This window comes from Actinomadura fibrosa, from assembly GCF_900659615.1.
In the GTDB taxonomy this organism is placed as follows: Bacteria; Actinomycetota; Actinomycetes; order Streptosporangiales; family Streptosporangiaceae; genus Spirillospora; species Spirillospora fibrosa.
This window is the reverse complement of the sequence record NZ_CAACUY010000127.1, coordinates 1-21,500: the sequence shown is the minus strand read 5'-3', so window position 1 is coordinate 21,500 and position 21,500 is coordinate 1. Positions and strand designations below refer to the sequence as shown.

Here is a 21,500-nt window from a genome sequence, read left to right as displayed (position 1 = left end):
CACCGCGAACGAGGGAGGTCGAGCGCGATGGCGTGGAGCTGGCGTTTGGAGAAGGCGGGCGGCGAGCCGGCCGGGGTGGCGGAGGAGAGCTTCTCCACCCAGGCGGACGCGGAGAGCTGGCTGGGGGAGAACTGGCGCGGCCTCCGCGCGGACGACGTCGACAAGGTCACGCTGCTGGACGGCGAGACGGTCGTGTACGGGATGAGCCTGCACGACCCTGAGTGACCGCGTACGCGGACGGGCCGCGGGGAAGGCATGCCCCGCGGCCCGTCGCGTCCGGCGGTGCGGGAGCGCTCAGGGACGGCGGGACGGGCTGACCGTCTTGGCCGGGTCCCGGACGACGCTGTCACCGAGCACGTCGTCGATCCGCTTGAGCACGTCGGCGTCCAGCTTGACCCCGGCGGCCTTCACGTTGTCGGAGACCTGCTCCGGCCGCGACGCGCCGATGATCGCCGCGGACACGTTCGGGTTCTGCAGCGTCCAGGCGACGGCGAGCTGGGCCATCGACAGGCCGAGGTCGTCGGCGATCGGCCTCAGCTGCTGCACGCGGGTCAGGAGGTCGTCGTTCAGGTAGCGCTTGATCATGTCCGCGCCGCCCTTGTCGTCGGTCGCGCGCGACCCCTCGGGCAGCGGCTGCCCCGGCTTGTACTTGCCGGTCAGCACGCCCTGCGCCATGGGCGACCAGACGATCTGGCCGATGCCCTCGCGCTCGCTCAGCGGGACGACCTCCTCCTCGATGACCCGCCACAGCGCCGAGTACTGCGGCTGGTTCGAGACGATGCGGTCGAGGCCCAGCTCGTCCGCGATCTTGAGGGCCCGCTCGATCTCCTCGGCGCGCCACTCCGAGACGCCGACGTACAGCACCTTGCCCTGCCGGACGAGGTCGTCGAACGCCTTGAGCGTCTCCTCCAGCGGCGTCTCGTAGTCGAACCGGTGGGCCTGGTAGAGGTCCACGTAGTCGGTGCCGAGGCGGCGCAGGGAGCCGTGGATCGACTCGAAGATGTGCTTGCGGGACAGGCCCCGGTCGTTCGGGCCCGGCCCGGTGGGCCAGTAGACCTTGGTGAAGATCTCCAGCCCCTCGCGGCGCTGCCCCTTCAGGGCGCGTCCGAGGACGTCCTCGGCGCGCGTCCCGGCGTAGACGTCCGCGGTGTCGAAGGTGGTGATCCCCTCGTCGAGGGCGGCCCGCACGCAGGCGCGCGCGGCGTCCTCCTCGACCTGGGAGCCGTGGGTGAGCCAGTTGCCGTACGCGATCTCGCTGACCTTCAGACCGCTCCGGCCCAGATTTCGGAACTCCATGGCCCCGACCCTAACCGGATCGCGATCACGGACGTCCCGCGCGGGGGCTCAGGCCACCCTGTCCTTCTCGCCGACCTTCACCTGCGGGCCGGGGACGCGGAGCCGGCGGATCTGCATCGCGCGCATCGCCGCGTACATCCCGACGCCCTTGGTGTCCTCGTCGGGGTACCGCTCGGCGGCGAGCCGCTTGATGCCGCGGCTCAGCAGCAGGCCCTCGGCGAACACCACGACGAGCAGCAGCGGCGGCGCGAACAGCACCAGCAGCCGCGCCGCCGGGATCGGCAGCAGGCTCAGCATCACGATGGCGAACATCGCGTACATCAGGTACGACCCGACCGTGCGCCGCGCGTCGACGTAGTCGCGGGCGAGCCGGCGGACGGGGCCCTTGTCGCGCTTGAGGAGGTACTTCTCCTCGCCCTTGGCCATGCCCTCGCGCGCCTTGACGCGCTCGGACGCCTGCCGCTCCCTGACCTTGCGGTACGCCTCCTTGCGGGAGGAGGGCGCGGTGATCGGCTGGCGGCGGCGCTTCTCGGCCTCGCTGCGCTTCGGCGTGGGCCGGCCCTTCCCTCCCGGCTTTACTACCTGAGGAGGATTCGCCGGGGCTTCCGGGGTACGACGCTTGAACACGGGATCAGCCTACCGGCTGCGAACATCGTGGCTGCCTCGCGCGTTAACGCGTAGGGTGATAACCCCCAGCAGTGGTCATAGAGCCCAGTTGCGACTGAGCGACAGCACGAAGGGACCGGCGCCGCGCGATGAGCGTGATGAAGCGAATGTCGATGATCTTCAAGTCCAAGGCGAACAAGGCCCTGGACCGCATGGAGGATCCTCGTGAGACGCTCGATTACTCCTACCAGCGCCAGCTGGAGATGCTGCAGAAGGTCCGTCGGGGGGTCGCCGACGTCGCCACCTCGCGCAAGCGCCTTGAGCTGCAGATCAACCAGCTGGAGCAGCAGCAGAACAAGCTGACCGACCAGGGCAAGAAGGCGCTTCAGGTGGGCCGGGAGGACCTGGCCCGCGAGGCGCTGACCCGCCGCGCCGGCCTGGACGGCCAGCTGAACGACCTGCGCGCGCAGTACCAGCAGCTCCAGGGCGAGGAGGAGAAGCTGACGCTCGCCTCCCAGCGGCTCCAGGCGAAGGTCGACTCCTTCCGCACCCGCAAGGAGACGATCAAGGCGACGTACACCGCCGCCGAGGCGCAGACCAAGATCAACGAGGCGTTCTCCGGCATCTCCGAGGAGATGGGCGACGTGGGTCTCGCGATCCAGCGCGCCGAGGAGAAGACCGAGACGATGAAGGCCCGCGCCGGCGCGATCGACGAGCTGCTCGCCTCCGGTGCCCTGGAGGACTTCTCCGGCCCGAAGGACGACATCCAGGCCGAGCTCGACCGCATGGGCTCCGGCCCCGGCGTCGACCTCGAACTGGAGCGCCTCAAGGCCGAGCTCGGCCAGGGCCCCGCGCCCAAGGAGCTGAACCAGGGCACCCCGACCGCCCGCCCGCAGCAGCAGGACACCCCGCAGCAGGCCCCGTGGCCGCAGCAGCCCGGGGGTGCCCAGTGATCGTCCGGCTCATGGGCGAGGGGCAGCTGGACGTGGCCGCCGACGACCTGGCCGCGCTCAACACGCTCGACTCGGAGCTGGAGGCGGCGATCGACTCCGGCGACGAGGCGACGTTCCGCGCCGCGCTGCACGCCCTGCTGGAGAACGTCCGCAAGGTGGGCAAGCCGCTCCCGGCCGACAGCCTGGCCCCGTCCGAGCTGATCCTCCCGCCGGCGGACGCGCACATCGACGAGGTCCGCTCGATGCTGGGGGACGAGGGCCTGATCCCGGACTGAGCCCGTCTCCCACGGGGACGGGCCCGGCACAAAAACGGGGCCTGGCACGTTCCTACAAGTGAATCGGGAAGGACTGGGGGATCGAATGGCCCGGACGCGCTACGCCTCCGACCGGGGGCTGACGTCGCGCATGCTCGTGACGATGTTCCTGCTGGGACTCGTCTACGTCGTCTTCGTGGCGGCGTTCTTCGCGATCTCGCCGAAGTTCGGCGCGATCGCGCTCGTCGTGGCGGTGCTCTTCATGCTCGCCCAGTACTTCTTCTCGGACCGGCTGACGATGTTCGCCATGCACGGCCGGGTGGTCTCCCCCGAGGAGGCCCCCGAGCTGCACGGCGTCATCGACCGCATCTGCGCGATGTCGGACGCGCCGAAGCCGCGGGTCGCGATCGCCGACACCGACGTGCCCAACGCGTTCGCCACCGGCCGGAACCAGAAGAAGGCCGTGGTGTGCGTCACCACCGGGATCCTCCGGCGGCTCGACCCCGTCGAGCTGGAGGGCGTCCTCGCCCACGAGATGGCGCACGTCGCGCACAAGGACGTCGCGGTCATGACGATCGCCTCGTTCCTCGGCGTCTGCGCGGGCCTCATCACCCGCTTCGGGCTGGAGTGGGGCCTGTGGGGCGGCTTCAACCGCCGCGACGGCGACCAGAACACCGGCCTGATCCTGCTGGCCGTGGTCGCGGTCAGCGCGGTCGCCTACGCGGTGAGCTTCCTGCTCACCCGGGCGCTGTCCCGCTACCGCGAGCTGTCCGCGGACCGCGCCGCCGCGCTGCTCACCGGCCGCCCGTCCGCGCTCGCCAGCGCGCTGACGAAGGTCAGCGGGGAGATCGCGCGGATTCCGACGAACGACCTGCGCTCCACCCAGGCGTTCAACGCGTTCTTCTTCACCCCGGCGTTCGGCCGCGGCGTCAGCGTCGCCTCGCTGTTCTCGACGCACCCGTCGCTGGACCGGCGGCTCGCCCAGCTCGCGAAGATCTCCGACCAGCTCGGCCGGGGGGTCTGATGGGCTTCCTGGACACGCTGCTCGGCCGGTCCAAGCCGGTCAAGCCGGACCTCGACCGGCTGTTCGGGCTGTCCACCGCCGCGATCACGCTGGAGGCCGCCACCGGGTTCACGCCCACCGGGCTCGGCTCGGTGTGCTTCCGTGCGGCCGAGGGCGGCGCGTTCGCGCGGCTCCAGCAGGAGGTCCAGGAGCTGCTCGACGCCGACGAGGGCCCGAAGGTCGAGATCAGCAACGACTCCTACGGCTACACCTGGCTGCTCGCCTCGCACCCGCCGCAGGAGCTGCCGGAGCTGGTCACCGACCTGCACGCGGTCAACGCGACGCTGGAGGGCGGCGGCTTCGGCCCGCACCTGCTGTGCTCCCTGGCCGGGTTCCGCGGGCCCGACGGGCAGCGGCTCGCGCTCGTCTACCTGTACAAGCGCGGGACGTTCTACCCGTTCGCCCCGCTCCCCGGCGACAAGCGCGACAACGCGCTGGAGCTCCAGGTGCGCGGCGCGATCGGCGCCGACCTCGCGTTCGAGGACGACCTCGGCCGCTGGTTCCCCGTCTGGGGAGCCCCCGGCCTCTGACGGGCCGCCATCGGCCGGGCCGGGCCCGGGCTTCCGGGCCCGGTCACGCCCGTTCTTTGAGATCCCGCTGGGTATGGCAGGGTCAGGTGTCAGTGTCCGGGGGTCGACCCGGAGCCCGGGGCCGCCGCCCGAAAAGGCGGATCGGTGCACGGGGCGTTCGCGCGGGAGGGGCAATGACGGGACCTCGTCCCTGGGACCACGGGCGCTACTGCGACGCGGTGGAGGCCGAGATCGCCGCGTTCGCGGACGGCGCCCGCGGCGCCGACCTCGACGCGCCGGTGCCGACCTGCCCCGGCTGGTCGATCGGCGAGCTCCTCCGGCACCTCGGCGCGATCCACCGCTGGGCCGCCGCCACGGTGCGCGTCTCGGCGCCGAGACGGCTCAGCCTGCGCGAGATCGGCGTCACCTTCCCCGCGGCCTCGGTCGACCACGTGCCCTGGTTCACCGAGGGCGGGGAGCGGCTCGTCGCCGTCCTGCGCGCCGCCGCCCCGGACGCCCCGGTGTGGACGTGGGGCGAGGACCGGCACGCGCGGTTCTGGTCGCGGCGGATGCTCCACGAGAGCGCCGTCCACCGCTGCGACCTCGACATCGCGCTCGGCCGGGAGCCCGCGGTCGCGCCCGCGACCGCCGCCGACGGCGTCGACGAGCTGCTCGGCAACCTGGAGTGCGCCGCCGCGTTCGCCCCCAAGATCGAGAACCTCCGCGGCGACGGCGAGACGCTCGCCTTCGACGCCGGCGACATCGGCGCCCGGTGGATCTTCCGCCTCCTGCCCGACCGCTTCGAGTGGAGCCGGCACGCGCTTCCAGCGGCCGGAGGCGCCGAGAGCGCCGACGCGGCGGTGCGCGGCGGCGTCTCGGACGTCTACCTGTTCCTCTGGGGGCGCCGCAAGCTCGGCGACCCTGCCCTCGACGTCACCGGGGACGACGACCTGCTCGTCCACTGGGTGGAGAACTCGGCGATCTAGGGGAGCGCCAGCATCTGGTCGAGGGCCTTGCGGGCGTAGTGCGCGGTCTCCTCGTCCACCCGGATGACGTTCTCCACCTCGCCGCGCGCCAGCGACTCCAGCGACCAGACGAGGTGCGGCAGGTCGATGCGGTTCATCGTCGAGCAGTAGCAGACGGTCTTGTCGAGGAACATGACGTTCTTGTCCGGGTGGGCGTTCGCCAGCCGCCGCACCAGGTTCAGCTCGGTGCCGACCGCCCAGGACGAGCCGGGCTCCGCCGCCTCGATCGTCTTGATGATGTACTCCGTGGACCCGATCTGGTCCGCCGCCGTCACGACCTCGTGCCGGCACTCCGGGTGCACCAGGACGTTGACGCCGGGCACCCGCGCGCGGACGTCGTCCACCGACTCCCTGGTGAACCGGCCGTGCACCGAGCAGTGCCCCCGCCAGAGGATCATCTTGGCGTCCCGCAGCTGCGCATGGCTGAGGCCGCCCTCCCGCCGGTGCGGGCTGTAGACCACGCAGTCGTCCAGCGAGAAGCCCATCTCCAGGACGGCCGTGTTGCGGCCCAGGTGCTGGTCGGGCAGGAACAGCACCTTCTTGCCCTTGGCGTAGGCCCAGTCCAGGGCGCGCTTGGCGTTGGACGAGGTGCACACGACGCCGCCGTGCCGTCCGACGAACCCCTTGATGTCGGCCGAGGAGTTCATGTACGTCACGGGGACGACGTCGTCCGCGACGCCGGCGTCCTCCAAGACGTCCCAGCACTCCTCGACCTGGTCGAACGTGGCCATGTCGGCCATGGAGCACCCGGCACCGAGGTCCGGGAGGATCACCTGCTGGTGCGGGGCGGTCAAAATGTCGGCCGACTCCGCCATGAAGTGCACGCCGCAGAACACCACGTACGGCGCCTCGGGCCGCGCCGCCGCCTGCTGGGCGAGCTTGAACGAGTCGCCGGTGACGTCCGCGAACCGGATGACCTCGTCCCGCTGGTAGTGGTGGCCGAGGACGAACACCCGGTCGCCGAGCGCGGCCTTCGCGGCGGCCGCGCGCTCGACCAGCGCCGGGTCCGACGCGGGCGGCAGCTCGCCGGGGCAGTCCACGCCCCGCTCGCTGGCCGGGTCGGAGGCGCTGCCGAGCAGCAGCAGTGGAAGGTCGCGCACTGGGGTGGTCACGGGAGTCTCCCTCCTGCGACGGGACTTATCGTCGCTTTGACGACTAATCATGGCACATCCCGGCGGATCCGTCGGTGTGACGTAGACCGCACCGGCTCCGGCCGTTAAACACCCGCGATAAGCGGAATGGCCCTGTGGCGAGGTACGTTGTCTAACTGGAAGAGGCGTACGACGTCCTCGGAGGACAAGCACAGTTCGCCGCACCCGCGGCGCAGCGAGACCCGGGAGCTGAACACATGACGGTTTCAGGCGAGACCACGCAGGAGACCACGCAGCAGGGCGTCATTCTCACCGACGCCGCCGCCGAGAAGGCCAAGGGCCTGCTCGAGCAGGAGGGCCGCGACGACCTTGCGCTGCGTGTCGCCGTGCAGCCGGGCGGCTGCTCGGGTCTGATCTACCAGCTCTTCTTCGACGAGCGGGAGATGGACGGCGACCAGATCCAGGACTTCGACGGGCTCGCCGTGCGCGTCGACCGGATGAGCGCCCCCTACCTGACCGGCGCCACGATCGACTTCGTCGACAGCATCGAGAAGCAGGGCTTCACGATCGACAACCCGAACGCCTCGGGCTCCTGCGCCTGCGGCGACAGCTTCAACTAGAGCGCGGCTCGACGAGCGCTGGAGGGGCGGCCCCGGATCCATTCCGGGCCGCCCCGTTCTCGTTGCCGGGCACGCTCCCGGCGCGACGCGCGGCCGGAGGGGAAGTAGTCTTTCCGGGTTGAAACAGCCGGTGAACAGCCGGACGACCACGACGAGGAGAGCGACGCCGTGCGCATCGCCGTGACTGGCTCCATTGCGACCGACCATCTCATGACCTTCCCCGGACGGTTCACCGACCAGCTGCTGCCCGATCAGCTCGATCAGGTGTCGCTGTCCTTCCTGGTGGACGAGCTGAAGATCCGCCGCGGCGGCATCGCCGCCAACATCTGCTTCGGGATGGGCAGCCTCGGCAAGGAGTCGATCCTCGTCGGCTCCGTCGGCGACGACTTCGCCGACTACCGCTCCTGGCTCGGCCGCCACCGGGTCGACACGGAGTCCGTCCACGTGTCCGAGGTGCACCACACGGCGCGGTTCCTGTGCACGACGGACCAGGCCCAGAACCAGATCGCCACGTTCTACGCCGGCGCGATGAGCGAGGCCCGCTCCATCGAGCTCCAGCCCGTCGCCGACCGCGTCGGCGGCCTCGACCTGGTCGTGATCAGCCCGAACGACCCCGACGCCATGCTCCGGCACACCGACGAGTGCCGCGAGCGCGGCATCCCGTTCGCCGCCGACCCGTCCCAGCAGCTCGCCCGCATGGACGGCGCGGACGTCCGCCGCCTCATCGACGGCGCGGCCTACCTGTTCAGCAACGAGTACGAGAAGGCCCTCGCCGAGGAGAAGACCGGCTGGTCCGGCGAGGAGATCCTCGCCCGCGTCGGCGTCCGCGTCACCACCCTCGGCGCGAAGGGCGTCGTCATCGACCGCGAGGGCGAGGAGGGCGTGCACGTCCCCGCCGTCCCCGTCACGACCGTGGTGGACCCGACCGGCGTCGGCGACGCCTTCCGCAGCGGCTTCCTCTCCGCCACCGCCTGGAACCTCCCCCTGGAGCGCGCCGCCCAGGTCGGCAACACCATCGCCGCGCACGCCCTGGAAGCCGCGGGCCCCCAGGAGTACGCCCTGGCCCGCCAGGCCTTCCTCGACCGCTTCGCCGCCGCCTACGGCGACGAAGCCGCCGCAGAAGTGGCCCCCCACCTGACCTGCCCCAACCCGTAACCACAGCACGCAAGACGAAGGGCCGCGCCCACAAGGACGCGGCCCTTCGCCATGCGCACGAGCCGGGGGTGAAGCTCAGCCGTCACGCGAGGCGGCGCGCGCCGTCTGGACTGAGGAGAGAGGGAGCGCAAGCGACCGACCGACGAGGGAAGACGGCGCGTAAAGCGCCGCCTCGCCGCCGAGCGGAGGCGAGGCAATTCAATACGTTCTGCGGATGTGGAAGCCCCAGCCGCCTTGGGGGAGGGTTTCTTCCCAGACGAAGTCTTGGGACTTCATGCGGCACCAGGCGGGGACGTCGGTGCGGGCGGCGGCGTCGTCGGCGAGGACGGCGACGATCTGGCCGACGGGGACCTCGCGGATGCGCTCGGCGAGCATGATGATCGGGATGGGGCATTTGCGGCCGAGCGCGTCGATGACGAGGACGGGCGGCGGCGCGGGGGGCTCGGCGGGGGTCGGCGCGGAGCCGGTGCCGGGTGGCGCCTGGTGCTTGGCGCGGCCTCGGAACCTCATGGGCGCGACCGCCTCCCTGTCTCGATGGTGTTCAACGTGGTCCGGCGCAGGCGGGCGACGGTGCCGGGGAGTTCGGCGAGGAAGCGGTCGACCTCCGCCGATTCGACGCCATTCGGCAGCGATACCCGCACGTTCCCATGGGTAATCACCCCCATCGCCTCAAGCACATGACTTGGACGCAGCGTATCCGCCGTGCAGGAGCTTCCTGAGGAAACCGCGAAACCCAGCCGGTCGAGTTCGGTGAGGAGCGCCTCGCCTTCGACGTAGAGGCAGGAGAAGGTGACGATGTGGGGGAGGCGGCGGACGGGGTCGCCGACGACCTCGACGTCGGGGACGTCGCGGGCGACGCGTTCGCGGACGCGGTCGACGAGGGCGGACAGGCGCGGGGCCTCGTCCGCCATGTCGGCCTGGTAGGCGTCCAGGGCGGCGGCCGCGGCGACGGCGCCGGGGACGTTCTCGAAGCCGGGGACGCGGCGGCCTTCGCGCTCGTCGGCGGGGAGGGGGCTGCGCCAGCGGGTGCCCTTGCGGACGGCGAGGACGCCGACGCCGGGCGGGCCGCCCCACTTGTGGGCGCTGCCGGTGAGGAACGACCAGCCGGCGGGGACGGGGGCGCGGCCGAGGGACTGGGCGGCGTCGACGACGAGGGGGACGCCGGCCTCGCGGCACAGCGCGGCGACCTCGGCGACGGGCTGGAGGGTGCCGACCTCGTGGTTGGCGGACTGGAGGCAGGCGAGCGCGGTGTCGGGCCGGAGGGCGGCGGCGAACGCGGCGGGGTCGGCGCGGCCGGTGCGGTCGACGGGGACGGTGGTGACCTCGCCGCCGTCGCGCTCGTGGAGCTCGGCGGCGTGGAGCACGCTGGAGTGCTCCACGGCGCTCACCACGAGGTGGCGCCCGGCCCGCCGGCGCGCCTGGAGCCCCCCGAGGACCGCCAGGTGCACCGCCTGGGTGCCGGACGAGGTGAAGGACACCTCGTCGGGGCGCGCGCCCAGGACGCCGGCGACGCGCGCGCGGGCCCGGTCGAGCAGGATGCGGGTGCCGCGGGCCGGTCCGTAGAGCCGTGCGGGGTCGGCCCATCCCGCGTCCAGCGCCTCCAGCAGCGCCGTCCGCGCCGCGGGGTGGAGCGGCTCGGTGGAGGCGGCGTCGAAGTAGCCGCCCGGCGCGCTGGAGTTAGCCACGCCAGAACACTAACCGGGCACCCGATCGGGGGTTCGCGCGACCCTCGCGCTAGTGTGTCCACCACATCCGCAACAACTGATCTCACCGCCCGGACGACCGGGCTTTCATCCGTGGGGAAGGCATTCCGTGAGTCCGACCCGCTCTAGGGAGCGGCGTACGCCTGTGCGCGGTCGCCGCGCGTTGAAGAGCGCCGGCGCGCTTGGGCTGCTGGCGATGGGGGCCACCGCGTGCAGCGGCGAGGCGTCCCGCCTTGGCATGCCCGAGCCGATCAGCGCTCAGGCCGAGCGCATGCTGCACCTCTGGCAGGGCTCCTGGATCGCGGCGTTCGCGGTCGGGGCCGTCGTCTGGGGCCTGATCATCTGGGCGGTGCTGTTCCACCGCAAGCGCTCCGACGACCTGCCGCCGCAGGTGCGCTACAACATGCCGATCGAGATCCTCTACACGGCGGTCCCGTTCGTCATCATCGCGGTGCTGTTCTATTTCACCGCCCGCGACGAGAACTACGTCGAGAGGACCAGCAAGAACCCGGCCGTCACCATCGACGTGATCGCGTTCCAGTGGAGCTGGCAGTTCGACTACAAGGAGCGGGACAGCACCGGCCAGGAGAAGACGGTCGCCTCCGTGGTCGGCCAGCCGGTGGCGCCGAACGCTCCCGCGGGTCCGAAGCCCGTCATGACGATCCCGTCCGACAGGTCGGTCCGGGTGCGCCTGCACTCCAACGACGTCATCCACTCGTTCTGGGTCCCGGCGCTCCTCTACAAGAAGGACGTCATGCCGGGCTACACCAACGAGTTCGAGTTCACGGCGAAGAAGACCGGCACCTACGAGGGCCGGTGTGCCGAGCTCTGCGGCGTCGACCACAGCCGGATGCTGTTCCAGCTGAAGGTCGTGACGCCCGACGAGTACGCCAAGTTCATCGCCGATTCCAAGGCCAAGGCCGCGGGGGGTGCCCAGTGACCGCTGTCAGTCACGCACCGAGCGCGCCGGTCGCCGCGTCGCGGACGAGCAAGGGGCGCATCATCGCCTCCTGGATGTCGTCCACCGACCACAAGGTGATCGGCTACCTCTATCTGATCACGTCGTTCGTGATGTTCCTGTTCGGCGGCGTGCTCGCGCTGCTGATCCGGTCCGAGCTGTTCAAGCCGGGCCTCCAGATCGTCAGCAACGAGCAGTTCAACCAGCTGTTCACGATGCACGGCACGATCATGCTGCTGATGTTCGCGACGCCGCTGTTCGCGGGGTTCGCCAACGTCATCATGCCGCTCCAGATCGGGGCGCCGGACGTGGCGTTCCCGCGCATGAACATGCTGGCCTACTGGCTGTTCCTGTTCGGCAGCCTGATCGTCATCGCGGGCTTCCTGACGCCGGGCGGCGCGGCGAGCTTCGGCTGGTTCGCGTACGCGCCGCTGTCGGACGCGGTGCGCTCGCCGGGCGTCGGCGGCGACATGTGGGTGATGGGCCTCGCGATGTCGGGCTTCGGCACCATCATGGGCGCCGTCAACTTCATCACGACGATCCTGTGCATGCGGGCGCCGGGCATGACGATGTTCCGGATGCCGATCTTCACCTGGAACATCCTGCTGACCTCGATCCTGGTGCTGCTGGCGTTCCCGGTGCTCGCCGCGGCGCTGCTGGCGCTGGAGGCCGACCGCAAGCTCGGCGCGCACGTGTTCGACGCCGCGCACGGCGGGGCGCTGCTGTGGCAGCACCTGTTCTGGTTCTTCGGGCATCCGGAGGTCTACATCATCGCGCTGCCGTTCTTCGGCATCGTGACGGAGATCCTCCCGGTGTTCAGCCGGAAGCCGGTGTTCGGCTACATCGGCCTGGTGTTCGCGACCATCACGATCGCGGGCCTGTCGGTCACGGTGTGGGCGCACCACATGTTCGTGACGGGCCAGGTGCTGCTGCCGTTCTTCTCGTTCATGACGTTCCTCATCGCCGTGCCCACGGGGGTGAAGTTCTTCAACTGGGTCGGGACGATCTGGCGAGGGCAGCTGACGTTCGAGTCGCCGATGCTGTGGTCGCTGGGCTTCCTGGTGACGTTCCTGTTCGGCGGTCTGACCGGTGTCATCCTGGCGTCGCCGCCGATGGACTTCCAGCTCTCCGACTCCTACTTCGTGGTGGCGCACTTCCACTACGTGGTGTTCGGCACCGTGGTGTTCGCGATGTTCGCGGGCTTCTACTTCTGGTGGCCGAAGTGGACGGGCAAGATGCTGAACGACACGCTCGGCAAGGTCCACTTCTGGCTGCTGTTCATCGGCTTCCACGGCACGTTCCTCGTCCAGCACTGGCTGGGCGCCGAGGGCATGCCGCGCCGGTACGCCGACTACCCGAACGAGTTCCACGGCCTGAACGAGCTGTCCACGATCTTCTCGTTCGTCCTCGGCTGCTCGCTGCTGCCGTTCTTCTACAACGTGTACATCACGGCGAAGAAGGGCAAGCGGGTCGAGGTCGACGACCCGTGGGGGTACGGCTCGTCGCTGGAGTGGGCGACGTCGTGCCCGCCGCCGCGGCACAACTTCAACTTCATCCCGAAGATCCGCTCGGAGCGGCCGGCGTTCGACCTGCACCACCCGCACGTGGGCGCGAAGGGCGAGCTCGCCGGGACGAAGGGGGAGTAGCCGATGCGCGTCCAGGCATTCATGTTCTACGGTTGCGCGGTCTTCTTCCTCGCCACCGACGTCGTGTACTGGCTGTGGTCCGGCGACTGGACGGGCACCACGGCGCTGGCGCTCGCGATCGGCCTCGCCGGGCTGATCGGGTTCTACATCCACTTCACCGTCCGGCGCCTTGAGCGGGCCAACCAGGGCCCGCTGTACGAGGACGACCCGGAGGGCGACATCGCGGACGCGGCGGGCGAGCTGGGGTTCTTCAGCCCGCACAGCTGGTGGCCGCTGTTCCTGGCGCTGTCGGCCGCGCTCGTGGCGCTCGGCGTGGTGTTCGGCTGGTGGCTGGTGATCCTCGGCGCGGCCGCGACGGTCATGGCGACGATCGGACTCGTGTTCGAGTACTACCGGGGCCATTTCGCCCACTAGCCGGTAAAAGAAGCCCAAGAGGGGCCGGTACCCACAAATTTATGGGTACCGGCCCTTTCATCTGGGCGTCGTTCCAGCGACCGGGCTGGTCAGACGATCGGTTTCGCCCAGTGCGGACGACCGGGGGTCCACCATGGGAGTCGGTGGCTCAGGACCGAGGGACCGGGGGGCGCGGACGACCGCGGTGCTCGTCGGCGCGACTCTGGCGGCGGGGCTCGCGGGCTGCTCGGAGAGCGCGTCGGAGCGGGCGAGGAACGCGGCCGAGCTGGCGATCTCGCCGGGCGGCGGCGCGGCCCTGCCGGACGTCCCGATCGCCGTCCAGGCGCGCCGGGGGACGATCGAGAACGTGACGGTCTTCACCAACGGCACCCCGGTCCAGGGCGCGCTGAGCGCCGACAGGACGCAGTGGCGGTCGCGCTGGTCGCTCGACCCGGGCAGGGAGTACACCGTGCGGGCCACGGCCGTCGGCAAGGACGGCAAGAGCCGGACGGCGACCAGCAGCTTCACGACCGTCAAGGCGAAGAAGAAGGCCGGGGTGACGGTGGACGCCCCCTACGACAAGGAGACCGTCGGCGTCGGCATCCCGATCATCGTGCGGTTCGACCGGAAGGTGACGGACCGGGCCGCGGTCGAGCGGGCGCTGGAGGTGAGCTCCGACCGTCCCGTCGAGGGCGCGTGGCACTGGTTCGAGGGCGACGAGGGCCCGGAGGTCGTGTTCCGCACCCGGCAGCACTGGCCCGCGCACACGAAGGTGCGGTTCCAGGCGCACCTGAGCGGCGTCCGCACCGGCGCGAACGTGTACGGCGGGAAGAACACGACCGTCGACTTCACGATCGGCGACTCGCACATCTCGAAAGTGGGCGAGGACACCCACAAAATGGTCGTCACCGTGAACGGGAAGAAGGCCCGCACGATCCTGACCAGCATGGGACGCGGCGGGCTCCGCAAGTACACCACCACCAACGGCGACCACCTGACGATGGACAAGTCGAGCCCCGAGATCATGGACTCGTCGACCGTGGGCTGCGGTCCGGGCTGCCCCGGCTACTACCGGCTGACGGTCTACTCGGCCGTCCGCATCTCCGACAGCGGCGAGTTCGTGCACAGCGCGCCGTGGTCGGTCGGCGACCAGGGGCACGACAACGTCAGCCACGGGTGCATCAACGTGTCCCCGTCCGCCGCGAAGTGGTTCTACAACCTGTCCTACCGGGGCGACCCGATCGAGGTGACGGGCACGAGCCGGGAGCTGGAGCCGGACAACGGCTGGGGCTACTGGCAGATGGACTGGAACGACTGGGTGAACGGCGGCGCGCTCAAACGGCCGGTGACGACCGGGCCGCGGGCGGACGCGTCGACGCTGTCGGCGCAGTCCGGCAACGGTGCCCAGCCGACCGGCCCGCGCGCCGCCGGCGGCGACTGACCCGCCGCGACCGAATCGGCGGCGGCCGATCCGGCGGCGACCGATCCGGCGGGGGCGTCCCGGCCTAGCGGTTCAGCGGCGGCGGGACCGGGGTGCCGTGCATGCGGGCCCAGTCGCGGGCCATCGCGATCCGGTCGGGCCCGGCCGGGTGGGTGAGCCAGAGCAGGTACTCGAAGGCGTCGGGGTCCAGGTCGGAGATGTTGCGGACGGACAGCTCGTGCTGCATCGACACGAACGTCGACGGGTCGCGGGTGAGGTCGAGCGCGTGCGCGTCGGCCCGGGCCTCGATGCGGCGGCTGACGAGGTTCTGGACGGGCGCGCCGATCTGCGTCCCGACCGCGACGAGGGCCAGCAGCAGCGCCATCGACCGCGGGTTCGCCGCGCCGGTGCCGCGCGCGTCCGGGGACCGTCCGGGCGGGGCGGGCGGCGGGGCGTCCGGGTCGATCCCGGCGCGCCGCAGCAGGCGCGGCGAGGTCAGGAGCAGGTGGAGGAGGCAGATGGCCCCGGCGACGCCGAGGGCGCCCACGAGCGTCCCCCAGAGGACGTCGTTGCGCTTGGCGTGCCCCAGCTCGTGCCCGACGATCGACTCGATCCGCGCGGGCGGCGACTTGAGGAGCGTGTCGTACAGGACGATGCGGCGCGTGGAGCCGAAGCCCGACACGTAGGCGTTCAGCGAGGTCGTCCGGCGGGACGCGTCGGCGACCAGGACGTCCTTCACGGGGACGCCGTCGCGCCGGGCCATCGCCAGCAGCTCGGTGCGGAGCGGTCCCCGCGGCAGCGAGTGGAACTTGTTGAAGACCGGTTCGACGGCCACCGGGTAGATGAAGGACACGGCCACGACCAGCGCGAACCCGCCGGCGGCGGCGCCCGCCCACCAGTAGCGCGGGAACCGGCGCACCAGCGCGTACAGCAGGAGCAGCGCGATCGTGTACATCACCCACGTGACGGCGAGGGACTTGAGCTGGTCGAGGAGCCACGCCGGCCACGCCTGGGTCGACAGGCGGTAGCGCCGCAGGACGTGCTCGCTCCAGATGTCGAAGGGCAGCCCGGCCAGCCGGAGCAGCGTCGTCAGGGCCGCGGCGGCGAGCATGACCCGGAGGGGCCAGCGCCGGACGCGCGCGGTGGTCCAGCCGATGAAGCGGGCGCCGAGCGGCGTGAACCCGAGGACGGCGACCAGCACCAGGCCCGCGAGCAGGCCGGCGTAGGCGGGCGGGTTGACGGCGGAGTCGAACGCCCGGGAGCGGGCGATCTCGGCGGGGGTGAAGTCCAGCGCGGGATCGGCCTTCGCGTGGCCGCCGGGCACGCGTCCGGGCAGCGGGTTCCAGGGCGTGGTGAGGGCGAGGACGATCCCCACCGCGGCGAAGAGCACGGCCGCCGCGACCGCGGCGGCGATCCGGGGCCGCCTCACTCTGCCCTCGCAGTCACTGGAGCTCCCTCTTGAGGTAGTCGCGCCACAGGCCGGTGAAGCGGTCCCGGGTGAGGCCGAGGACGTCCCGCAGCGCGACGGCCTCCGGGACGCGTCCGGCGGTCCGGTACAGCCGCACGAGCGTCGCCTCACCGTACCGGTCCGCGACCATCCTGCACGCGAGCCAGGCCTCCTGGTAGGCCTGCGACAGCCGCTGCGAGCCGCCGGTGAAGTCGGCGGCGGTGGGGAGGGCGGCGGGCAGCCGCCCGGCGGCGACCTCGCTCCGCAGCTCCCCGGCGGCGGGCCGGACGCCGATCTTCGCGCGGCGGTAGCCGACGTAGTCCGCGAAGCCCTCGATCAGCCACAGCGGCGTGGTGCCGTCGCGGGCGCCGCCGGTGGCGACGTGGGTGAGCTCGTGGGTCAGGACGACGTCGCGGCCGAGCTCGTTCAGCCGGGCGAACGCGACGGGGGAGACGATGACGCGGTCCTCGCCGCGGCCGCCGGACGCGGACGGCACGGTGGTGGCGAGCGCGGCGATGTCGCCGAGGTCCTCGTTCTGCCCGGCGAGGGCCGTGGCCAGCCGCGGTTCGGCGGGGACGAGCGCGACCGCGCGCTGGGGCCAGCCCTTGCCGATGACGCCCGTCACGACCGGCACCGCGGCGTCGAGGCGCGCCGCGATCCCGTCCAGGCCGGCGGCGTCGCCGATGACGAGGGACGACCGGCTCCGGACCACGCTGAGGGGGCCGCCGTCCCAGATCTCGGCGTCGTCGGCGTGCCCATGGGACGAGCCGTCCCCGACGATCACCCAGGTGCCGTCGCGGGGCGCGAGCATCAGGTAGCGGGTGCGGGCGACGTCGCCGCGGTCGAAGCCCCGCAGCCGGTACCGCACCTCGACGCGGACGACGGTGTCGCCGGTGCTCCCGTCGGTGATCTGCGTGCTGACGACGCGCTCCCGCCAGCCCTCCAGCGGGATCTTGCGGAGGTTGTCGTAGAGGCGTGACTGGGCGTCCTGGAAGGCGGCGGGCGCCGAGCCGACCGTCGCGAGGAACGCGGTGCGGTCGCCCTCTTCGAGCGCCCGCGCCCGGTTCGCGAGGATGACGCCCGCCATGGCGGGGTCGAAGGCCCCGGCCGGCCTCGTGGCCTCGGGGAAGGGTGCCTTGGTGTGGCCGGAGCGCGCGCTGAGCAGGCCCGCGCCCCCGGCGAGCAGCAGGGCGGTGCCTCCCGCGCCCAGGGCGATCGCCCTGCGCCGCGAGAGGGCACCGCCCTGCCCGGCGCCCTGCCCGCCGCCCTGTTCGGCGTCGGGCTCGGCGCGGTGCTCGGCGTCGGGCTCGGCGTCCTGCGAGACGCCCTGCCCGGTGCTTCGCGAGGCGTCCTCGGGACCGTCCTCCATGCGCGCGATCCTATGCAGCCCGCCGGGGAGGGCGCGTCATCGCGGCGCGTAGGCCGGGTAGCCGTACCCGACGACGCTGCCCGTGGACCGCGTCTTGACCTGGACGGAGTTGTCCGTGTTGCCCTCGACGGTCTGGATCGTCCCGTCGCCGTTCTTCTTGATCACCATGCCGACGTGGTTGATGCCGCCGGTCTCGCCGCTGCCGTCCCAGTCGTAGAACACGATGGCGCCGGGCCTCGGCTCGGAGCCCCAGCGGCCGTTCTCCTGGAACCAGCGGGCGTGGGCGACGGTCCACGCGTCCTGGCCCATCCCGTAGCCGAACCCGAGCCGGTCCCCGACCCAGGAGATGAACATGTCGCACCAGGAGGCGTCGCTGTAGCCGCCGACGGAGCCGCCGTCGCGCGCGACCGTCTCCCTGGCGCGCGAGGTGCCCATGTACCACTCCTGGAACTTCGTCTCGCCGTTTCCGTCCTCGCTGATCCCCACCTGCGACCGGGCGAGCTTGATCGCCTCGGCGGCGGTGGGACGCGACGGCTTCGCCCCGGGTGCGGCCCCGGGTGCGGCTCCGGTGGCGCGCCGTGCGGTGCCCGGCGCGGAGCTCTTCGGGGCGGTGGGCGCCTTGCGGGCGGACGCCGATCCGGTCGGGGCCCCGGGCTTGGCCGGTGCCTTCGCGGGCGCCGTGCCCGCGGCCATCTCGGCGGCCGCCTGCCCGGACGGCTTCGAGCCGAACGGCAGGACCGACGCCTGGGCGGTGACGGCGGCGGTGCCGAGGACGGCGGCGCCGGCGAGGACGCCGCCGGTCGTCCGCCAGTTCAGCGGGACGGGCAGCCGGGTGGGGAGGGAGGCGGGGAGCGAGAGGGAGGGGAGGGCGGGGAGCGAGAAGGACGGGGGTGCGGGGAGCGGGAAGGAACGGGAGCTGGGTTTGCGGTGCTTGCCTGCCACGAGGGCGTCTCCTTGGCTTCCATGCCGCCTACCGGGTTAGCTGACGGGTTCGGGCGTGGAAGGCGCCCTACGGCCTGCGGACAGGCCGATTCACCCCGGGGGAAGTGGGTCCCCGGCTCCGCGGGAAGCCGTGCGGGGGGTGGCTGGGACGCGGGCCCGCGGAGGTTCGCGGGCACGCTGAGCACACGGCACGGCACGGTGCGGACTCGGCGGTGGGCGCGCTGCGGCGCCCGAGGGGTTCGGTCGGGGGTCGTGATCCGGGACGAAGGCGCCCGGAAGCAGGGGGCGGGGGCGTGGCCGCTCGATCGCCGGCGGCCACGCCCGGGACCGCCTGCGGCTATCCGGGCCGTCCGGCGCCGCTGGGCGGCGTCCTCCGGCGGGCCGTGCGTCGGTGTCGTTGCTGCGGGTTACTGGACAGAACTCACTCCTTCTTCCAAGACGCCTACCGGGTTAGCTGACGGGTTCGGGCGTGGAAGTGGCCCTACGGCGGCTCTCGCGGGGGAGAGGCGCGCCGATTCACCCCGGGGCCGGCATGCCCGTCCAGGGAAGGTCCCCGGACTCCGGCCGATGTGGGTCCCCGGCTCCGCGCGACGGCGGACTCGGCGGTGCCGCTGCGATCCTGGGGGCGCGATGGGGCCCGGCGCGGGGCCCTGTGCCCCGCGTGCGAAAGAGCGGCGTTGATGTTGTGAGGGCGGCGGCCCCTGTCCGGGGGACCGCCCTGGGCCGGCTCCGTCAGCGGACCGCCGTGGCGCGCTCAGCGCCATGCACGCTGCGGCGTGCGCACGGTGGGCCGGGGGCCGGCCGGGTCTCTGCGCGAGACCGGTGCGGCGCCTCGGGCGCCGCGGGGACGGCGCGTGGGGCGCGCCGCCGGGGGAGGGCGGCACGTGGCTCGCACCGCCGGCACGCGGCGACTGGATGTGCCGCGTGGGGCCGCGGTTCCCGGTGGGCACCGCGGGGCCAGAGCGCCTGGAGGGCGCCATGGGTGCTGACAAGGTACCAAAGCGTCATCAGAAGGCAAACCCCCCCAAAATCAACAACGGACCAGGTCAGACCTGGTCCGTTGCCGGGGAGGAGTGCCGCGCGCCCCGCGCGGGGCCCCGTCCGGGACCCGCGAAGGCCCGGACGGGAGGCCGTCAGGGACGGCCGGCGCCGTAGTAGTTGGACAGGTAGTAGCCCGAGGTGATGTCGACGATCTTCACGACGTCCCCGGTGTGCGGGGCGTGGATCATCTTGCCGCCGCCCACGTACAGGCCGACGTGCCCGAGGCTGTTGAAGAACACCAGGTCGCCGGGCTGGAGGTTGCTCTTGGCCACGCGCTTGGTGGCCGCGTACTGCGAGTTGGTGGTGCGGGTGATGCTGACGCCCGCGGCGTTCCAGGCGCTCATCGTGAGGCCGGAGCAGTCGTAGGAGGACGGGCCGGCCGCGCCGTAGGAGTACGGCTTGCCGAGCTGCGCGTAGGCGAAGTCGAGCGCCTTGCGCGCCGAGCCGCTCGCCGGGCCGGTGTAGGTGCCGCCCGTGCCGCCGCCGCTGCCGCCGCTGCTCGACGGCGTCTTCACACCGAGTTTCTTCAGCAGCTTCTTCTGCTCGTTGACCTGCTTGTCGAGCTCCTTCTTCTTGTCGCGCAGCTCCTTGGCCTTGCCCGCGACGTCGTCGTAGGACGCCTGGGCCTGCGCCTGCTCGCGGCGCAGCCGCTGGGCGGTGGCGAGGAACTGCGTGAGCTGGGAGCTGCGCTCCTGCGACAGGTGCGAGAACACCGCGGCCTGGTCCAGGACCGACTGCGGGTCCTTGCTGCCGACGAAGCCGGTCACATCGGTGGAGTCGCCGTTCTTGTAGGCGTCGGCGGCCATCTGCGCGATCTTCGAGCGCTGCTGCTCGAAGGCCGTCTCCTCGCCCTTGCTGGACTTCTTGGCGGCGTCCAGCTTGCGCTTGGCGATCTTGAGCTGCTCGTTGAGCTTGTTGTACTTCTCGACGGCCTGGTCGACCTGCTCGTTCAGCTTGGTGAGCTTCTTGCGCACCTCGGCCGCGCTGGGCTTCGGCGCGGCCGCGTGCGCCACCACCGGGGGGAACGCGAAGGAGGTCGCCATCGCCAGGCAGGCGGTGGCCGCCAGCTTGCGAGGCGTCCCGCGCCCCGCGCGTGCGCCGCGCCGGTCGCGCGTGCGCCCTGAGGCCCCGATGATCTCATTGGCCACGGTCGGATTGCCCCTCTCGTCCACGACGTCAGCCGACGACACTAGCGAGGGGCACCACCCGTCACAACCGAAACGTCACAACTTGATTGACTTCGCCGCCAATGCACCACTTTGCGTAGTGACAAGATCACGGAGCGTCCGAATGCGGTCAGGACCGGCCGAGGCGGCGCAGCAGCAGCGTGGACGGCGCCGGGCGCGCGCCGGCCCGCCGGGCGGCGTCCGCCACCTCCCGGTCGCTCGACACCACCACGACCGCGCGGCCCTCCGGCTCCGCCCGCACCAGGTCGCCGATCAGCTCGTCCGCGGTCTGCCCGGGCCGGCTGAACAGCACCCGCACGCCGCGCGGCGCGCCGATGGCCACCGGCGCCTCCAGCTCGGCGCCGTCGAACACGCAGGTCACCTCGGCGCGGGTCTGCGCGGCGAGGCCGCCGAGACCCGACAGCAGCCGGTTCCGCTGGTCCGACAGCGGCAGCTCCCCGTACCCGGTCTTGGTCACGTTGTAGCCGTCCACCACCAGATGGACCTGCGGCAGCGTGAGCAGCCGGTCCAGAAGCTGCGGGTCGCCGTCGGACAGGGCGCGGCCGGGCAGCGCGCGGTGCGCCAGCCGGTCGGGCTCCAGCCCGCCCACCGCGTCCGCGGGCCGCCCGATCGTCGAGGGCAGCGCCAGCTCGCGGCGGACGCCCTGCGCCGCGTCCTGGAGCGTGTCGAGCAGCATCCGCAGCCGGACGTCGTCGACGTTGCGGCCCTCGCGCGCGGCCCGCTTGGCGGCCTCGGCGGCGGCCTCCGCCTGGGCGGCGCGGGCGCGCAGCTTGCGGAGCTCCTTCTCCGCCGCGGCGGAACCGTCCCGGGCGGCGGCCAGGT

General features: G+C 72.0%; 22 protein-coding genes and 2 riboswitches. Of the genes, 12 read left to right on the top strand and 10 right to left on the bottom strand.

Annotation, left to right across the window (positions count from 1 at the left end; translation table 11 throughout):
* The first annotated feature begins 27 nt into the window (after positions 1-27).
* Positions 28-225 (top strand): hypothetical protein, encoded by a 198-nt coding sequence (locus E1300_RS31325; protein WP_131760710.1) that lies wholly within the window; start codon positions 28-30, stop codon positions 223-225.
* A 69-nt stretch (positions 226-294) separates the two neighbouring features.
* Here E1300_RS31325 and E1300_RS31320 read toward each other — a convergent pair whose 3' ends face one another.
* Both E1300_RS31320 and E1300_RS31315 read right to left on the bottom strand, forming a co-directional pair.
* Positions 295-1,296 (bottom strand): aldo/keto reductase family protein, encoded by a 1,002-nt coding sequence (locus tag E1300_RS31320; RefSeq protein ID WP_131760709.1) that lies wholly within the window; start codon positions 1,294-1,296, stop codon positions 295-297.
* 48 nt (positions 1,297-1,344) lie between these two features.
* Positions 1,345-1,923 (bottom strand): DUF3043 domain-containing protein, encoded by a 579-nt coding sequence (locus tag E1300_RS31315; RefSeq protein ID WP_131760708.1) that lies wholly within the window; start codon positions 1,921-1,923, stop codon positions 1,345-1,347.
* 128 nt (positions 1,924-2,051) lie between these two features.
* Between E1300_RS31315 and E1300_RS31310 the strand changes: the two genes are divergently transcribed.
* From E1300_RS31310 to E1300_RS31290, 5 genes are all read left to right on the top strand, one after another.
* Positions 2,052-2,855: a PspA/IM30 family protein gene (locus tag E1300_RS31310; protein ID WP_165503070.1), complete on the top strand. Its 804-nt coding sequence runs from the start codon at positions 2,052-2,054 to the stop codon at positions 2,853-2,855.
* Complete coding sequence (pspAA, locus tag E1300_RS31305; protein WP_131760707.1) at positions 2,852-3,130, top strand: PspA-associated protein PspAA; 279 nt, start codon at positions 2,852-2,854, stop codon at positions 3,128-3,130. The genes E1300_RS31310 and pspAA overlap by 4 nt, the downstream gene beginning before the upstream one ends.
* A gap of 85 nt (positions 3,131-3,215) precedes the next feature.
* Positions 3,216-4,133, top strand: a complete 918-nt coding sequence (gene htpX / locus E1300_RS31300; protein ID WP_131760706.1) for a zinc metalloprotease HtpX — start codon at positions 3,216-3,218, stop codon at positions 4,131-4,133.
* Entirely contained in the window at positions 4,133-4,702 is a 570-nt protein-coding gene (gene pspAB, locus E1300_RS31295) for a PspA-associated protein PspAB (protein WP_131760705.1), read from the top strand. The genes htpX and pspAB overlap by 1 nt, the downstream gene beginning before the upstream one ends.
* Before the next feature lie 173 nt (positions 4,703-4,875).
* On the top strand, positions 4,876-5,667 hold the full coding sequence (locus E1300_RS31290) for a maleylpyruvate isomerase family mycothiol-dependent enzyme (protein ID WP_131760704.1): 792 nt from the start codon (positions 4,876-4,878) through the stop codon (positions 5,665-5,667).
* Here E1300_RS31290 and nadA read toward each other — a convergent pair.
* The gene (gene nadA, locus E1300_RS31285; RefSeq protein WP_242619504.1) at positions 5,664-6,818 is read right to left on the bottom strand and encodes a quinolinate synthase NadA; all 1,155 of its coding nucleotides are present in this window, start codon (positions 6,816-6,818) and stop codon (positions 5,664-5,666) included. The two genes, E1300_RS31290 and nadA, sit on opposite strands and share 4 nt — an antisense overlap.
* A 236-nt stretch (positions 6,819-7,054) precedes the next feature.
* Here nadA and E1300_RS31280 point away from each other — a divergent pair, with 236 nt between their 5' ends.
* Entirely contained in the window at positions 7,055-7,417 is a 363-nt protein-coding gene (locus tag E1300_RS31280) for a HesB/IscA family protein (protein ID WP_131760702.1), read from the top strand.
* Between the two features lie 168 nt (positions 7,418-7,585).
* Positions 7,586-8,572 carry a carbohydrate kinase family protein gene (locus tag E1300_RS31275; RefSeq protein ID WP_131760701.1) on the top strand — a complete coding sequence of 329 codons (987 nt, stop codon included), beginning with the start codon at positions 7,586-7,588 and terminating at the stop codon, positions 8,570-8,572.
* 198 nt (positions 8,573-8,770) lie between these two features.
* On the opposite strand, the gene E1300_RS31270 is transcribed toward E1300_RS31275, so the two are convergent.
* Complete coding sequence (locus E1300_RS31270) at positions 8,771-9,082, bottom strand: sulfurtransferase TusA family protein (RefSeq protein WP_131760700.1); 312 nt, start codon at positions 9,080-9,082, stop codon at positions 8,771-8,773.
* Positions 9,079-10,257: a cysteine desulfurase family protein gene (locus tag E1300_RS31265; RefSeq protein WP_131760699.1), complete on the bottom strand. Its 1,179-nt coding sequence runs from the start codon at positions 10,255-10,257 to the stop codon at positions 9,079-9,081. The genes E1300_RS31270 and E1300_RS31265 overlap by 4 nt, the downstream gene beginning before the upstream one ends.
* Positions 10,258-10,384: 127 nt before the next feature.
* On the opposite strand from E1300_RS31265, the gene ctaC reads away from it, so the two are divergent.
* The 4 genes from ctaC to E1300_RS31245 all read left to right on the top strand — a co-directional run bounded on the left by ctaC (position 10,385) and on the right by E1300_RS31245 (position 14,713).
* Positions 10,385-11,215 (top strand): aa3-type cytochrome oxidase subunit II, encoded by an 831-nt coding sequence (ctaC, locus tag E1300_RS31260; protein WP_442316426.1) that lies wholly within the window; start codon positions 10,385-10,387, stop codon positions 11,213-11,215.
* A 74-nt stretch (positions 11,216-11,289) separates the two neighbouring features.
* Positions 11,290-12,879 (top strand): aa3-type cytochrome oxidase subunit I, encoded by a 1,590-nt coding sequence (ctaD, locus tag E1300_RS31255; protein ID WP_242619508.1) that lies wholly within the window; start codon positions 11,290-11,292, stop codon positions 12,877-12,879.
* Positions 12,880-12,882: 3 nt separating this feature from the next.
* Positions 12,883-13,293: a cytochrome c oxidase subunit 4 gene (locus tag E1300_RS31250; protein WP_131760696.1), complete on the top strand. Its 411-nt coding sequence runs from the start codon at positions 12,883-12,885 to the stop codon at positions 13,291-13,293.
* A gap of 184 nt (positions 13,294-13,477) precedes the next feature.
* The gene (locus E1300_RS31245; RefSeq protein ID WP_242619502.1) at positions 13,478-14,713 is read left to right on the top strand and encodes a L,D-transpeptidase; all 1,236 of its coding nucleotides are present in this window, start codon (positions 13,478-13,480) and stop codon (positions 14,711-14,713) included.
* Between the two features lie 64 nt (positions 14,714-14,777).
* Here E1300_RS31245 and E1300_RS31240 read toward each other — a convergent pair whose 3' ends face one another.
* From E1300_RS31240 to E1300_RS31220, 5 genes are all read right to left on the bottom strand, one after another.
* Positions 14,778-16,121 carry a M48 family metallopeptidase gene (locus E1300_RS31240; protein ID WP_131760694.1) on the bottom strand — a complete coding sequence of 448 codons (1,344 nt, stop codon included), beginning with the start codon at positions 16,119-16,121 and terminating at the stop codon, positions 14,778-14,780.
* A 13-nt stretch (positions 16,122-16,134) separates the two neighbouring features.
* Complete coding sequence (locus tag E1300_RS31235; RefSeq protein WP_242619501.1) at positions 16,135-17,508, bottom strand: basic secretory family protein; 1,374 nt, start codon at positions 17,506-17,508, stop codon at positions 16,135-16,137.
* A 36-nt stretch (positions 17,509-17,544) separates the two neighbouring features.
* Complete coding sequence (locus E1300_RS31230; protein WP_242619500.1) at positions 17,545-18,450, bottom strand: CHAP domain-containing protein; 906 nt, start codon at positions 18,448-18,450, stop codon at positions 17,545-17,547.
* A 29-nt stretch (positions 18,451-18,479) separates the two neighbouring features.
* Positions 18,480-18,576: riboswitch (cyclic di-AMP (ydaO/yuaA leader) on the bottom strand.
* Positions 18,577-18,873: 297 nt separating this feature from the next.
* A riboswitch (cyclic di-AMP (ydaO/yuaA leader) is annotated at positions 18,874-19,065 on the bottom strand.
* A 518-nt stretch (positions 19,066-19,583) separates the two neighbouring features.
* Entirely contained in the window at positions 19,584-20,639 is a 1,056-nt protein-coding gene (locus E1300_RS31225) for a C40 family peptidase (RefSeq protein WP_242619499.1), read from the bottom strand.
* Between the two features lie 148 nt (positions 20,640-20,787).
* Positions 20,788-21,500, bottom strand: a 713-nt coding sequence (locus E1300_RS31220; RefSeq protein ID WP_207400059.1) for an NYN domain-containing protein, incomplete at its 5' end; no start/stop codon positions are given.

Excerpts from the sequence above, each read along its gene's own strand:
- ctaD (WP_242619508.1), top strand. The coding sequence starts at position 11,290 with ATGTCGTCCACCGACCACAAGGTGATCGGCTACCTCTATCTGATCACG.
- pspAB (WP_131760705.1), top strand. The coding sequence starts at position 4,133 with ATGGGCTTCCTGGACACGCTGCTCGGCCGGTCCAAGCCGGTCAAGCCG.
- E1300_RS31320 (WP_131760709.1), bottom strand. The coding sequence starts at position 1,296 with ATGGAGTTCCGAAATCTGGGCCGGAGCGGTCTGAAGGTCAGCGAGATC.
- E1300_RS31325 (WP_131760710.1), top strand. The coding sequence starts at position 28 with ATGGCGTGGAGCTGGCGTTTGGAGAAGGCGGGCGGCGAGCCGGCCGGG.
- htpX (WP_131760706.1), top strand. The coding sequence starts at position 3,216 with ATGGCCCGGACGCGCTACGCCTCCGACCGGGGGCTGACGTCGCGCATG.
- E1300_RS31310 (WP_165503070.1), top strand. The coding sequence starts at position 2,052 with ATGAGCGTGATGAAGCGAATGTCGATGATCTTCAAGTCCAAGGCGAAC.
- E1300_RS31290 (WP_131760704.1), top strand. The coding sequence starts at position 4,876 with ATGACGGGACCTCGTCCCTGGGACCACGGGCGCTACTGCGACGCGGTG.
- E1300_RS31250 (WP_131760696.1), top strand. The coding sequence starts at position 12,883 with ATGCGCGTCCAGGCATTCATGTTCTACGGTTGCGCGGTCTTCTTCCTC.
- E1300_RS31280 (WP_131760702.1), top strand. The coding sequence starts at position 7,055 with ATGACGGTTTCAGGCGAGACCACGCAGGAGACCACGCAGCAGGGCGTC.
- E1300_RS31270 (WP_131760700.1), bottom strand. The coding sequence starts at position 9,082 with ATGAGGTTCCGAGGCCGCGCCAAGCACCAGGCGCCACCCGGCACCGGC.
- E1300_RS31235 (WP_242619501.1), bottom strand. The coding sequence starts at position 17,508 with ATGGAGGACGGTCCCGAGGACGCCTCGCGAAGCACCGGGCAGGGCGTC.